The 13,507-nt window shown below is 72.6% G+C and carries 13 protein-coding genes; 5 read left to right on the top strand and 8 right to left on the bottom strand.

Going from position 1 to position 13,507, the window contains the following annotated elements:
* Positions 1-74 precede the first annotated feature (74 nt).
* The 3 genes from ACY34I_RS03830 to ACY34I_RS03820 all read right to left on the bottom strand — a co-directional run bounded on the left by ACY34I_RS03830 (position 75) and on the right by ACY34I_RS03820 (position 2,468).
* Positions 75-893: a hypothetical protein gene (locus tag ACY34I_RS03830; protein ID WP_462752461.1), complete on the bottom strand. Its 819-nt coding sequence runs from the start codon at positions 891-893 to the stop codon at positions 75-77.
* Positions 853-981, bottom strand: a complete 129-nt coding sequence (locus ACY34I_RS03825) for a type IV toxin-antitoxin system AbiEi family antitoxin domain-containing protein (RefSeq protein WP_462752459.1) — start codon at positions 979-981, stop codon at positions 853-855. The genes ACY34I_RS03830 and ACY34I_RS03825 overlap by 41 nt, the downstream gene beginning before the upstream one ends.
* 197 nt (positions 982-1,178) lie before the next feature.
* Positions 1,179-2,468, bottom strand: a complete 1,290-nt coding sequence (locus tag ACY34I_RS03820; protein ID WP_462752457.1) for an adenylosuccinate synthase — start codon at positions 2,466-2,468, stop codon at positions 1,179-1,181.
* Positions 2,469-2,590: 122 nt separating this feature from the next.
* On the opposite strand from ACY34I_RS03820, the gene ACY34I_RS03815 reads away from it, so the two are divergent.
* Both ACY34I_RS03815 and ACY34I_RS03810 read left to right on the top strand, forming a co-directional pair.
* Complete coding sequence (locus ACY34I_RS03815; RefSeq protein WP_462752455.1) at positions 2,591-3,589, top strand: diacylglycerol kinase family protein; 999 nt, start codon at positions 2,591-2,593, stop codon at positions 3,587-3,589.
* Between the two features lie 507 nt (positions 3,590-4,096).
* Entirely contained in the window at positions 4,097-6,043 is a 1,947-nt protein-coding gene (locus ACY34I_RS03810) for a MinD/ParA family ATP-binding protein (protein ID WP_462752551.1), read from the top strand.
* 53 nt (positions 6,044-6,096) lie between these two features.
* Here the strand turns inward: ACY34I_RS03810 and ACY34I_RS03805 are convergent, their stop codons facing one another.
* The gene (locus tag ACY34I_RS03805; protein ID WP_462752453.1) at positions 6,097-6,525 is read right to left on the bottom strand and encodes a DUF3151 domain-containing protein; all 429 of its coding nucleotides are present in this window, start codon (positions 6,523-6,525) and stop codon (positions 6,097-6,099) included.
* A 261-nt stretch (positions 6,526-6,786) separates the two neighbouring features.
* Here ACY34I_RS03805 and ACY34I_RS03800 point away from each other — a divergent pair, with 261 nt between their 5' ends.
* A complete protein-coding gene (locus tag ACY34I_RS03800; RefSeq protein ID WP_462752451.1) occupies positions 6,787-8,001 on the top strand; it encodes an LOG family protein in 1,215 nt (404 codons plus the stop codon).
* A gap of 55 nt (positions 8,002-8,056) precedes the next feature.
* Here ACY34I_RS03800 and fbaA read toward each other — a convergent pair whose 3' ends face one another.
* Together fbaA and ACY34I_RS03790 are read right to left on the bottom strand one after the other, a co-directional pair.
* Positions 8,057-9,082 carry a class II fructose-bisphosphate aldolase gene (gene fbaA, locus ACY34I_RS03795; RefSeq protein ID WP_148793913.1) on the bottom strand — a complete coding sequence of 342 codons (1,026 nt, stop codon included), beginning with the start codon at positions 9,080-9,082 and terminating at the stop codon, positions 8,057-8,059.
* A gap of 131 nt (positions 9,083-9,213) precedes the next feature.
* The gene (locus ACY34I_RS03790; protein WP_148793911.1) at positions 9,214-9,597 is read right to left on the bottom strand and encodes a phage holin family protein; all 384 of its coding nucleotides are present in this window, start codon (positions 9,595-9,597) and stop codon (positions 9,214-9,216) included.
* Positions 9,598-9,788: 191 nt separating this feature from the next.
* On the opposite strand from ACY34I_RS03790, the gene ACY34I_RS03785 reads away from it, so the two are divergent.
* Positions 9,789-10,001 carry a hypothetical protein gene (locus tag ACY34I_RS03785; protein ID WP_148793910.1) on the top strand — a complete coding sequence of 71 codons (213 nt, stop codon included), beginning with the start codon at positions 9,789-9,791 and terminating at the stop codon, positions 9,999-10,001.
* A 33-nt stretch (positions 10,002-10,034) separates the two neighbouring features.
* Here ACY34I_RS03785 and ACY34I_RS03780 read toward each other — a convergent pair whose 3' ends face one another.
* Complete coding sequence (locus tag ACY34I_RS03780; protein ID WP_462752448.1) at positions 10,035-11,087, bottom strand: LCP family protein; 1,053 nt, start codon at positions 11,085-11,087, stop codon at positions 10,035-10,037.
* Positions 11,084-11,569 carry a SigE family RNA polymerase sigma factor gene (locus ACY34I_RS03775; RefSeq protein WP_462752446.1) on the bottom strand — a complete coding sequence of 162 codons (486 nt, stop codon included), beginning with the start codon at positions 11,567-11,569 and terminating at the stop codon, positions 11,084-11,086. The genes ACY34I_RS03780 and ACY34I_RS03775 overlap by 4 nt, the downstream gene beginning before the upstream one ends.
* Positions 11,570-11,746: 177 nt before the next feature.
* Between ACY34I_RS03775 and ACY34I_RS03770 the strand changes: the two genes are divergently transcribed.
* Complete coding sequence (locus ACY34I_RS03770) at positions 11,747-13,315, top strand: LPXTG cell wall anchor domain-containing protein (protein ID WP_462752444.1); 1,569 nt, start codon at positions 11,747-11,749, stop codon at positions 13,313-13,315.
* The last annotated feature ends 192 nt before the right edge of the window (positions 13,316-13,507 follow it).

Raw genomic sequence — 13,507 nt, 5'->3', positions numbered from 1 at the left:
CTACTGACCCACCCACCCCACCCCGTTGATCATGAAGTTATTGCTGCGACACGCCGACGCGACAGACAACAACTTCATGATCGACGGTATGCAGCGGCGGCGATCGCCTGGCGGACCGTGCCGGGGATGTAATCGGGACGGAGGGTGTCGGACCAGGTGAAGCGGAGGATCGTCCAGCCGGCGTTGATCAGGCGATTCTGGCGGTGACGATCGGCGAAGAGGGCGTCCGGGCTGCGGTGCACCTCACGGCCGTCCGCCTCGGCGATGACGTGCGGGCCTTGCCAGCCCAGATCACCGATACCGATGAGGTAGCCGCCGTGGTCGCGTACCGGAAGCTGGAGGACACCTGGCGGCACCCTCCCGTCCACGCAGCGCAGGCGGGTGCGCGTCTCCAACGGCGACTGCGCCAGGCCGTTGGCCTCCACCAGGTAGCCACGAGCTGCGACCGCACCCCGTCGACCCCTCAACAGGGATGGCACCCGTGCGAGATCGGCAACGGAGATCAGACCGCGGTTCAACGCGGAGTCCAACAGCGAAACCGCGGTGTACCGCTCCGCACGGAGTATGAGGTCGGCGAGGGTGCGCAACGGATCGGTGGTCATGATGCCGACGACCCGCTCGAACTGCGCCGGGGCGATGACCAGTTGATGGACCACCACGTCGGGTTGGGCGAGTCGGGCTGGTCGAGCTGCCGGCCCGGACAAGGACAGGTGGATTTCGTCAGTTCGGGGAAGCCCCTCGATGCCGTGCAGTTCAGCCGCGGTGCCGGGTACAGCAGCCGCACCGGGGCCGAACGAGGCCACAGCAGCCCTGATCCGAGCACGTCGGGGAATGCCGTCGTAACGATCCGCGTCAACGAGGTACCCGGTCCGGGAAAACCCGCCAACGGCCACTGCGGCACAACCGGTGCACCTCGTGCACGTTGAGCCCGGCAGCCCGCGCCTGAGCCGGCGTGACCACGCCGTCCCGGGCGGCGGCCATCCTTCGCACGATCGTCAGAGCCTCCACACCCGCCGACGATCCGCCCCACCCGGCCCACACCGACACCCCTGTGGATAACCCGCCCACCCCCTGTGGACAACGCCCGGGGCGCCTCGCCGTTGATCATGAAGTTATTGCCGGCGACACCGGCGTGTCACCACAACAACTTCATGATCAACGAGGCGAATCTCCCGGGGTTAGGGGAGGAGGGGGTGGCGGAGGACGTTTTCGTCGCGGCCGGGGCCTACGCCGACCACGCTCACGCGGGTGCCGGTCAGGTCCTCGATCCTGGCGATGTAGCGGCGGGCGTTCTCGGGGAGTTCGTCCTCGGTCCGGGCCTTGGTGATGTCCTCCCACCAGCCGTCGAGCTCTTCGTAGATCGGCGTCGCGTGGTGGAAGTCGGTCTGCGTCATCGGCATGTCGTCGACGCGCTCGCCGTTGATCTGGTACCCGACGCAGATCGGCACCTTGGGCAGGCCGGTGAGCACGTCCAGCTTGGTGACGACCAGGTCGGTGACGCCGTTGAGGCGGCACGCGTACCGGGCCACGACCGCGTCGAACCAGCCGGCGCGGCGCTCCCGGCCGGTGGTCGTGCCGTACTCGTGGCCGATCTTGACGAGGTGCCGGCCGTTGTCGTCGAAGAGTTCGGTCGGGAACGGCCCCGCGCCCACCCGGGTGGTGTACGCCTTGCTCACCGCGATGACCTTGGTGATCGCGGTCGGCGGGATGCCCGCGCCCACGCACGCCCCGCCGGCCGTCGGGTTCGACGAGGTGACGAAGGGGTACGTGCCGTGGTCCATGTCGAGCATGGTCGCCTGGGCACCCTCCAGCAGGACCGTCTCGCCACGGTCCAGCGCGTCCCAGAGCATCGCCCGGGTCTCGGCGATGTACGGCTTGAGCCGCTCGGCGTACCCCAGGTATTCCTCGATCGTCGCGTCGACGTCGATCGCCTTACGGTTGTAGACCTTGAACAGCACCTGGTTCTTCTCGCGGAGCGTCAGCTCCAGCTTCTTCCGCAGGATGCCGGGGTCGAGCAGGTCCTGGAGCCGGATGCCCATCCGGGCGACCTTGTCCCCGTACGCGGGGCCGATGCCGCGGCCGGTGGTGCCGATCCGGGACGAGCCGAGGTAGCGCTCGACCACCCGGTCCAGCGCCCGGTGGTGCGGCATGATCAGGTGCGCGTCGCCGGAGATGCGCAGCCGGGAGACGTCCACACCCCGCTCGGCGAGGCCGTCGATCTCCTCCAGCAGCACCTTCGGGTCGACCACCACGCCGTTGCCGATGACGATCATGGCGCTCGGCGAGAGAGCGCCGGACGGCATGAGGTGCAGTGCGTACTTCTGGCCGTCCGGGGTGATCACCGTGTGCCCGGCGTTGTTGCCGCCGGAGTAGCGCACCACGTAGTCGACCCGCCCACCCAGCAGGTCGGTAACCTTGCCCTTGCCCTCATCGCCCCACTGGGCGCCGAGGAGCACGATCGCTGGCATCTTCTCCGCCTCCAGAAGGCTCGGGTGCCAGGTGGCGACCGGTCAGCGAGCCCGGGGTGTCAGGCTAACAAGTAGTGACGGCGAGGCCGGCAGGGGTTCGCCGAGAAGCAGGAGGCTCCTTCGTGTACGACGTAGTGCTGCTCAGCCTCGGCTCGGAGCGGGATGCTCCCGGTGGCGGCTGTGGCAGCGGCGGAGCCTGCTGCGGTGGCGCCGACGAGGCCGGCGACGCACGGCCCGAGGAGCGCTGCGAGACCCCGCGCGTACCGGTGCTGGCCTGCGCGGACGCGCTGACCGCCCGGGGTGCCCGGGTGGAAATGGTCACCGCCCGCTCGGACGCCGAGATCGACGAGGTGCTGGCCCGGCTCGACGGACCGCCACGGGAGGACGGCCTCACCTGGCCCGACCCGGACGGCAAGACCCGCCTGGTGATCGCCACGGCCAGTGACGGTCAGTTGCGCGCCGTGCTACGCCGGCTGGTCCGGCGGTACGCCCCGCCGCCCACCCGCCGCCCCGCCGACCTGCCCGGCAACCGGACGGTCCCGGACCTGCCCCCGATCGGCGTACTCCCGCTCGATCCGGCTCGCGGCGGGACGGCGGGTGACCTGGCCGCGCAGCTCGGGTTGCCGCGCGACCCGGCGGCGGTGGCCGCGACGGTGCTGGACGGCACCGCCCGCCGGCTCGACCTGCTGCGCAACGACGGCGGCTCGGTGACCCTGGACGGCGCGCTGCTCGGTGCCGCCGACGACGCGGGCCGGCCGCTGCACTGGCGCGGCCGGGTGGAGGTCGACGACGCGATCCTCTCCGACGGCGAGGAACCGATCATGGCCTGCGCGATCGGCAACGCCGCCGGGTACGCGCGCCTCGACGACGTGACGCTGCTGGCCGACCCGGACCCGACCGACGGCCGGGTCGAGGTGGCGGTGGCCGTTCCCGTGGTCACCCGCTCCGCGCTGGGCAGGAAGCGGGTACGCCTAGAAGTGCGCCGGGCCCGAGGCCGGGCCGTGGCGGTCGTGCCCCGCGATGAGAAGGTGCCCTTCCTCGACGACGGCGTCGAGGGCGAGCTGAGCCGGAAGCGGTCCTGGTGGACCGAGCCGGGCGCCTGGGCGGTCTGGACGGCCTGACCTCCGTCGATCTCGCGGCGCCTCCCGGTCAGCCGGACCGCCTATCCTCGGCGGGAGGCATGGGGAGGAACCGTGGTGCACGAGAACGCCGACCGGGCCCACGTACCGGGCCAACCGCAGGTGCCGGAGCGGGACATCGAACCGCTCTGGCCGCCGGAGCAGACCGACCGCGTTCCGCCCTGGGCGGCCCCCACCCAACCGGGCGCGCCCGCCTGGCCCGCCCCGCCCCCGGACGCCACCGCACCGGCACCCGCGGCGGGTAGACCGCCCGGCGTGACGGTGGACGGCGCGGCCACCGGACCGGCCCCGGACGACATGGCCGGTGCGGCCCCGGACGGGGTCGCGGGCACGGGTCCGAACGGCCTGCCTGATCCGGCCCCGGACGGCGCGGCCGCTGCAGCCTTGGACAACGCGACGGGTGCGGTCCTGGACGGCGGGGCGGGTGCGGGCCCGAACGGCGCGGCGGGTGCGGGCCCGAACGGCCCATCCGATCCGGCCCCGGACGGCGTGACCGGGGCGGCGCCGGAACGGGCGGCCACGGGACCGGCCCGCGACGCCACGGCCACCGGCGCGGCCGCGGACGACGGGACGCGGGCGGGCGGCGCCGGCAACGGGGTGCCCGCGCCCCGCGCGGCGCAGCTTCCGGTCGACCTGGATCTCCCGTTCACCCTCGACCAGCCCGCGACCAGCGCCACCCCGGCAGTCACCGGAGGCACGCCCCTCGACCAGCCCGCGACCGGCGCCGCCCCGGCGGTCGCCGGAGGCACGTCCACGGGCGCCGATGACACGTCGGCCGGCACCCCGGCGACCGGGTCGGCAGCGGGCAGCGCGGGAGCGGACGGCGGAACCGGCGACCCGGACCGGTCCCCGAACGGGTCCGGCCAGGCCGGCGACACCCCAGCCAGCACCGGCAGCCGGACGGACTCGCCCTGGGCCCAGCCGCCGCAGCGGTCGACCACCGCGCCGGCCGAGTCGGCCACCGACACGCCAGGATCAGGCACCGTGACCCCGCCGGTGGAGCCCCTCGCCACCGGCCCCACACCCGCCACCGGACCGCCCACCCCGGTCACCCCCACCGCCGGCGCATCCACCGCCGGACCGCCCACCCCGGCGACGCCCAGCCCCGCCGCACCGAGCGCCGGGCCGCCAGCCGCCGCACCGCCCACCGACGGGCAGCCGGACGCTCCGCCGCCGCCCCGGCTCGGGCCGTTCCCACCCTCCCGGGGCGTGCCGCCCCCGCCGTCCCCGTACGGGAACGGCAACGCGTACCCGCCGGGGCCGGTCGGGTACGGGCAGCCGGACCCGTCGGCGTACCCGCCGCCCGGGGCGGGCGGGCCCGTGCCGCCCAGCCCGTCGCCGGGCTGGTATCCGCCCGCCTGGCCGCAGCAGGGCACTCCGCCGCAGCAGTCCGGCCCACCGGCACCGCAGCCGGGCACCTCGCCGCAGCAGCCCGGCCCCCCGATGCCGCAGCAGCAGCAGCCGGCGCCGGCCGGGTTCCCGGAGCCCGCCTGGACGCCGGAGGGCGGGGCCACCCCAACCGCCGAGGACTTCGCCCGGCGCCGGCAGGCCAGGCCGGTCGATCCGGTGGCCACCATGGGCGTCCGGGCGGTGGTGAACCGGATCGGCCTGGTCCGGCTCCCGCCCGGGCGGCACGAGCAGGAGGTGCGGCGCGATATCGAGATGGTCCGGCGCAACTTCGGCGGGTTGCGCCAGGTGACCGTTGTCAACCCGAAGGGTGGCGCCGGCAAGACGGTCGCCATCCTGCTGCTCGCCATGACCTTCGGCCAGAAACGCGGCGGCTATGTGCTGGCCTGGGACAACAACGAGACCCAGGGGACCCTCGGCATGCGGGCCCAGCAGGACTTCCACTCGCGTACGGTGCGGGACATGCTGCGCGACCTGGCCCAGTTCCAGGGCGCGCAGGGGCGGGTCGGCGACCTGTCGCAGTACGTCCGCTCGCAGGGCGAGGGGATGTTCGACGTGCTCGCCTCGGACGAGTCGGCGACCGGCGGCGAGATGCTCACCGCCGCCGCGTTCGCCGAGATCCGCGAGGTGGTCAGCCGCTTCTACAAACTGATCTTCGTGGACACCGGGAACAACGTCCGGGCGCAGAACTGGCAGGCCGCGATGGACGCCACCGACCAGCTCGTGGTCACCATGTCGGCGCGGAACGACTCGGCGGAGACCGCCGCGCGGATGCTCGACCACCTGGAGCAGAGCGGCCGGCAGCGGCTGGTCCGGCAGGCGGTGACGGTGGTGTCGATGCCGCCGTCGCGCAAGGAGATCGACCTGCCGGCCATCCAGGGGCACTTCGCCGCCCGGACCCGGGCGGTGCTGCTCGCGCCGTACGAGCGGCTCATCGACACCGGCGAGCCGATCCGGTACGGGCACCTCTCCTCGGCCACCCGGGACGCCTGGCTGAAGATCGCCGCCGCGGTGGCGGAAGGCCTGTGAACCGGCGCGACGGCCGGCCCGACCGGATGGGTCGGACTGGCCGTCGCCGCAGGTCAGAGGCTGGCGAGGGCGTCTGCGGCGGCCGGGTCGCAGTCGCGGAGGAACTGGGCGCAGCGGGCCGCCTCGTCCGCCTCGCCGATCTCGCCGGCCGCCCGGGAGAGCACGTAGAGGCAGCGGAGGAAGCCCCGGTTGGGCTTGTGCGACCAGGGCACCGGGCCGAATCCCTTCCAGCCGCTGCGGCGCAGCTGGTCCAGCCCCCGGTGGTAGCCGGTACGCGCGTAGGCGTACGCCGGGATCACCTGGCCCGCGGCGAGCGCCCGGGCGGCGAGCGCCGCCCAGCCCGCGCTGTAGACCGGGAAGTGGGCAGCGACGTCCTGGTACGCCCTATCGGTGTCCTGCTGGGCGGCGGCGGCCAGCGCGGCGTCGGCCTCCTCGTGCGCGGGCAGGAGGGTGGCCGGTGGCTCAGGCAACAGGTTCTGCATCGCCCCATTCAACCCGCTTCGCGCGGGGGTACGCGAGGGGGTCCGGCGAGCCGGTCAACTGAACGGCTGAGGGGTTCGTCACGCCTGCGGCGCGCCGGCACGTACCCGCGGCCCATGCCACGCGGAGATGCTTTCCACTACAACTAAAGATCCGGAGCCTCCCCAGGACCCGGTTACGCAGGAGCCCGGTGGCCTGGCCGCCGGGCTCCTGTCCGTCCGGCCGGAGTTTGCCGGCTTGCCCGGCCGGGGCAGGATGATCTCGTGCCGACCCCACCTCCCGCGGACGTCATCGAGCCGCACGACACCAGCATCGACGAGATCGAGACCCGCGCCGAGCTCGACCGGCGGCTGGCCGAGGGGACCCTCGCCGGCCTGACCGTGCAGGGCCTCCGCCTCGACCTCGACCCGGTCCCCGACCTGCGCGACGTCGAGGTCGCCGGAGCCCTCTTCGTGGGCTGCCGGTTCGCCGGGCGGGAGGTCGGCGCGGACCTGGTCCGGCGCGGCGCGAACGTGGTCCCGCCCTTCTCCGGGCTGCCCTACCCCACCCAGCCGGCCCACCTCTACACCGCCGACGACCTGGCAGCCGGCTTCGCCGACGGCGGCTTCGCCGGGATGTACGACACCCGGGTGTACGCGCACTTCCGCGCGCACGGCGGCGCGCTGCCGGACGTCCGGGAGGCGCTCGGCCAGCGGCTGCACGACCACGGGGTGGACAACGCCCTGGCGGACGCCACCCGGACCTGGCTGGCGGTGCACGGGCCGCAGTCCGTGGTGGGCGTGATGGGCGGGCACGCGGTGCCGCGCGGCAGCGCCGCGTACCGGATGGCGGCGGTGCTGGGCTGGGAGCTGGCGCGGGCGGACCGGCTGGTGGTCACCGGCGGCGGGCCCGGCGTGATGGAGGCGGCCAACCTGGGCGCGTTCCTCGCGGCCTGGCCGGCGGAGGAGCTGACCGGGGCGATCGACCTGCTCGCCACCGCCCCCGACTTCACCGACCACGACCGCTACACGGAGGTGGCGCTCCGGGTCCGGGAGCGGTACGCCGCCGGGCCGACGCTGCCCGCCCCGCGCCCCGCCGCGGCCGGCACCGAGTGGGCCCGCTCGGGCGGACTGGCCATCCCCACCTGGCTGTACGGGCACGAGCCGGCGAACCTGTTCGCCGGGCGGATCGCCAAGTACTTCTCCAACGCGATCCGGGAGGACACGATCCTGCGGCTGGCCCGGGGCGGGATCGTGTTCGCGCCCGGCCGGGCCGGGACCGTGCAGGAGGTGTTCCAGGCGGCCACCAAGACCTACTACGGCACCGACGGCGCGAGCGGGGCGTACGTCTTCCTCGACCGGACCTACTGGACCACCGAGCTACCGGTCGAGGCGCTGCTGCGGCCGCTGCTGGCCGCGTCCCCCTTCGGCGATCTGTCGTCCACCGTGCACCTCACCGACGACGTGCGGGAGGCGGTCCGGCTGCTCACCGCCGGGTGAGACACGAACGGCCGGCCCCCGATCCGGGAGCCGGCCGTCGCGACGTGCTGGCGGACTACTTGTTCATCGTGGTGCCGGTGGAGCGCAGTGCCTCGCAGGCCTCGACGACCCGGGCGGCCATGCCGGCCTCGGCGGCCTTGCCCCAGACCCGCGGGTCGTACATCTTCTTGTTGCCGACCTCGCCGTCGACCTTGAGCACGCCGTCGTAGTTGCGGAACATGAAGTCCACCACGGGGCGGGTGAAGCAGTACTGGGTGTCGGTGTCGATGTTCATCTTCACCACGCCGTAGTCCAGCGCCTCGCGGATCTCGGACAGCAGCGAGCCGGAACCGCCGTGGAAGACCAGGCTGAGCGGCTTCTCCTTGCCGTACTTGGCGCCGACCGCCACCTGGATGTGGTTGAGCACCTCGGGACGCAGCTTGACGTTGCCCGGCTTGTAGACGCCGTGCACGTTGCCGAAGGTCAGCGCCGCCATGTAGCGGCCCTTCTCGCCGAGGCCGAGCGCGTCGACCATGGCCAGGCCATCCTCGACGGTGGTGTACAGCTTCTCGTTGATCGCGTTCTCGACGCCGTCCTCCTCGCCGCCGACCACGCCGACCTCGATCTCGAGGACGATCTTGCCCTTGGCCGCCTCGTCGAGCAGCTGCGCGGCGATCTCCAGGTTCTCCGCCACTGGCACGGCCGAGCCGTCCCACATGTGCGACTGGAACAGCGGCTCCTCGCCGCGCTGCACCCGCTCCTGCGAGATCTTCATGAGCGGCCGGACGAACTTGTCCAGCTTCTCCTTCGGGCAGTGGTCGGTGTGCAGGGCGATGTTGACCGGGTAGTTCTTCGCCACCTCGCGGGCGTACAGGGCGAACGCGGTCGCGCCGGTGACCATGTCCTTCACGGACGGCCCGGAGAGGTACTCGGCGCCACCGGTGGAGACCTGGATGATGCCGTCGCTCTCCGCGTCGGCGAAGCCCTTCAGCGCCGCGTTCAGCGTCTGCGACGAGGTCACGTTGATGGCGGGGTACGCGTAGTGGCCGGCCTTGGCGCGGTCCAGCATCTCCGCGTAAGCCTCGGGGGAAGCGATGGGCATGTCGAACGCTCCTTACTTACCACTGTCGGCCGTGCAGGCCGCTGTCTTCCTTGGGTGCGCCGGACCGCGCTGTCCACCGCGGGCAGTATCCCGTAGGAGGCGGCGACCGGCACAACCGGCCCGGGAACCGCTCACCGGCGATCCGGCCGGTCCGGCACCACGACGTTGATCAGCCAGCTCACCACGGCCATCACGATCGCTCCCCAGAAGCCGGCCCAGAAGCCGTCCACCTGGAACGGCAGCTGCAGCTGCCGGGCGATCCAGCCGGTGAGCAGGAACAGCAGGGCGTTGACCACGAGCGCGAACAGACCGAGCGTGAGCAGGTAGAACACGCAGCCGAACACCCTGATGACCGGCTTGAGCACCGCGTTGACCACGCCGAAGATGAGCGCCACCACGACCAGGGTGAGCACCGTGTCCGCACCGGTGCGCCCGGTCACCTCCACCCCGGGCACGATCAGCGTGGTGATCCACAGCGCGAACGCGGTGATCACCAGTCGGATCAGGAGGCCCACGCCACCATCCTGGCATCGGAAACCGGGCCCGGAGGGACAATCCGCCGACTCGCCCGGGCGGCGGTCCGGGCCCGCCGGCAGGCAGGCCCGCCGGGCCCGGCCGCGCTGGTTCGGTCCGGCTCCGAGCGGGGACCGGAGCCAGCCCGTACGGTGTGGTGGTAACTGCCCGCACCGAGATCCAGGGAGGGACGATGGGTCAGCCCGACGAGGACTTCGCCCCGAGCGACCACCTCGCTCCGGAGGAGCGGGATCTGGAGGCGGAGCCGGCCGACGCGGTCGAGCAGGCGACGGTGATCAACCCGGAGGACGGCGAGATCGAGCCGCACCGCGGCATGGAGGTCGACGACTGGGACGCGATGGAACAGGCCCGGGTGGTCACTGCCGACGAGGACGACTACCGCTGACGCCGTGGGAGGGGCCGCGGCGCCCCTCCCACGTCAGCGCAGGGTGTTGACCTGGTCCGGGTGGGCCTCCGTCCACTCGCCGAGCCGGTCGTTCCGCAGCGCGTCGAGGAAACCCGGGGCGAGAGCGGGGTCGAGGCCGAACCCGATGGTCGGTTTATCCACGTACCGGACCGGCAGCCCGAGCGCGACCGGCTCGGCGTCGGCCGCCTGCCCGGCCATCGACACCAGACTGGGCAGGGACAGGTCCCCGGTGTCGGTTACCAGGCCGGAGCCGACCTGCCTGATCAGCTTCGAGAACAGCACCGGATCGGTCAGTCCACCGCGCTCGTGGATCCGGCGGAGCAGCCCGGCCGCGTACCGTTCGGCGTTGCGGTCCCGGTCCCGGGCGGCGTCACGTAGCCCGTAGCGCTGGCGGAGCAGGTCTACCGCCTCGGCGCCCCCGAGTTGCTGACAGCCGGCCGGAAAGCGCCGGTCGGTGTGCACCGAGCGCACCGGGGCGGGCAGGCAGACCGGTACGCCGCCGACCGCGTCGGTGAGGTCGCGCGCCGCCCGGTACGTCAGCACCGCACCCGCGTCGATCCGTACGCCGGTGAGCTGGGCGACCACCTGTCGGGTGCGGTCGTAGCCGCGGGTCAGGTCGCCGCTGCCCGACGTGGCACTGGAGGTGAACGACTTGTTGAGCTTGTCCGTCCCCTGTCCGGGGATCGGCACCAGCAGGTCACGCGGGAGCGAGACGAGGTAGAGCCGGCTCCGATCCACTGGAACATGCACCAGCAGGACGGAGTCGGCCCGGCGGGATTCGTCGGGGCCGGCCGCGTCGACGCCGAGCAGCAGCACGTTCAGCGCGCCGGTGGGTGCCGAGGCGGTGGGCTCCGCCAGCAGGGTCCCGGCCTCGCGGTGCTGGGGAGCGATCGCGGTGAAGCCGGTCAGGGCTGCGGCGACCACCGCCATCGCCGTACCGGCGAGCTGGAGCCGGAGGCGGCGCCGGCGGACCACGGCCTGGTCGATGGCGGCCCGGACCGGACCGGCGGGCGGGGCCAGCGACTCGTGCCGGGCGAAGGCGGCCCGCAGGTCGTCCTCGATCATGAGCAGACCTCCACGTACTCGGCTCGGAGGGTGGCCAGCGCGCGGGAGATGCAGGAGCGGACCGTCCCGACGGCGCAGCCGAGGATCTCGGCGATCTCCGCGTCGGGCAGGTCCTCGTAGTAGCGGAGCACCAGCGTGGCGCGCTGCCGGCGGGGCAGCCGGGACAGCCAGGACCAGACCTGGTCACGGTCCACCGCGGACTGCGCGTGGTCGGTCGGCGCCGGCACCGCCTCGTCCGGGTCGCCGCGCAACAGCACCCGGCGGGCCCACGAGCCGCGCCGCCAGTCGACGTACTGGTTGGTGAGCATCCGGCGGACGTACCGCTCCGGGGCGTCGGTGCGGGCCACCCGCCGCCAGTTCAGCTGGACCCGCACCAGGGTCTCCTGCACCAGGTCCTGCGCCTGGTGCGGATCGCCGGTCAGCATCACCGCGTACCGCAGCAGAGCACCCAGCCGCGCGTCGGCGAACTCCTCGTACGTCACCTGCACCTCCCGGTGTCCCGCCTTGTTGACGGACCCGGGGCGACCGAACATTGCACCGGCGGCGATCAACCTTTCGGTCGGTTCGGCGGGCCGACCAGCCAATCGGGACAGCGACGCGACTTAAGGATTCTTTAAGCTCCACGGGCTCCCCCTGAAAATCACTGGAGGAACCCCCACATGCTCAGCAACTCCACCCGGCGCTGGCTCGCCGGGTTGGGCGTCGCAGGCGCGTTCGTCGCCGCCTCCGCCAACCCGGCCGCCGCCGCCGAGGCGCCTTTCGAGATCGTCACGCACGACCTGCTCGTCGCGCCCGGCCACATGGACTACGGCTGGTTCTTCGCACACTCGACCGACTTCGAGTCCGAGCCGAAGTTCGGCCCCACCACCGTGGACATCGACCTCTCCAAGGTCGCGGACTTCGCCACCGTCGAGCCGTCTTGGGGCTGGACATGCGACGTGTCGCCGACGAAGCTGCACTGCGAGGCCGACCTCATGGACGGCGAAGAGCCATGGTTCGACTACATGGTCACGGGCAAGGACGACGCGAAGCCGGGACAGCAGGGTGATCTGGCAATCAGCATCACCTCCGGCGGCAAGACTGCCACCGCGACGGCCGGCATCACGATCGCCGAGGGTGTCGACCTGGTGAGCGACGAGACCGTCGAGGCCAGCGGGGCCCCGGGCACCCGCGCGGGCGTTCCGGGCGTCGTGCGCAACGCCGGTGACACCACCGTCGACGGCACCGTTCTCGTCGTGCAGGCCGATTGGCTCGCCTCCTACGGCGGTGACTTCTCCAACTGCAAGTCAGACGAGTTCGGCATGTACGCCTTCTGCACCTTCGACACCAAGATCGAGCCGGGCAAGTCGTACCAGCTCTCGGAGAACCTTCCGATCAAGTTGCGGCCCGAGACGCGTACCGGGGCCAAGTTCCCGATCTGGCTGGATTGGTGGACCACGGACGACTGGAACCAGGCGTTCAAGGACTGGCCGCAGGACGACGTCAAGCCCGGCAGTGGCGGCGAGCTCCGGCTGGTCGAGCAGACCTCGCGCGCGGCGCGGGTGCCGCAGACCGACCTGGACAAGCTGAACAACATGACCCTGGCGATGGTCCGGGTGACCGGCAACAACCCGGCGGACCTGGAGGCCAAGGGCGTCACGGCCAAGGGCAAGAAGGGTGACGTCGTCACCGTCCGGCCGAGCTTCACCAACCTGGGGCCGGCTGTGCTCGAGTACCAGGGCCAGGGGACGCCGGGCATCGAGCTCGAGGACCTGCCGGTCCGGATCTCCATCCCGGAGGGCACCACGGCTGTCGAGGCGCCGTTCGATTGCGTGCCGTACGCGCCGGGCAAGGAGTGGGACCCGTGGAACGCCGGCTGGGGCGAGCCGGGCGCCAAGGAGTACGCCTGCCAGGTCACCGAGAGCCCGAAGGACATGAACAACCCTTACGAGTTCGGGCTTCGCATCGACAAGGTGCTGCCGGACGCCACCGGCACCATCACCACGAAGCTGGCCGGTGACCCGAACACGCAGAACAACACCGCCAAGATCATCATCAACCCGGTCGGCGCGGGTACCCCGGGCGACGGCGGCCAGGGCGGCGGCGGCCAGGGCGACGGTGACGGCGGCACGCTGCCGATCACCGGTACCGCCACCGGCCTGATCGCCGGTGTCGGCGCCCTGCTGCTGGTCGCCGGCCTCGGCGGCTACGTGGTGGCCCGCCGCCGCAAGACCCGCTTCGTCGCCTGACCCCAGGCACCCGACGAAACCAAGGTGCCCCGCCGACCCCCGGTCGGCGGGGCACCGTCATATCCAGCTCCAGGCCACCCCGGCAGTCCGCCACCATCAGCGGCAGCAGCACCAACCCGCAACGCCCGGACGGCGGCCGACCCCCGACGGGTTTCCGGGGAGCCCCGCCCGCGGAGGGATCAAGCCTGACCG

The sequence above is a fragment of the Micromonospora sp. RTBAU3-60 genome, assembly GCF_054963695.1.
This window is presented reverse-complemented; position numbering and strand designations above follow the sequence as displayed.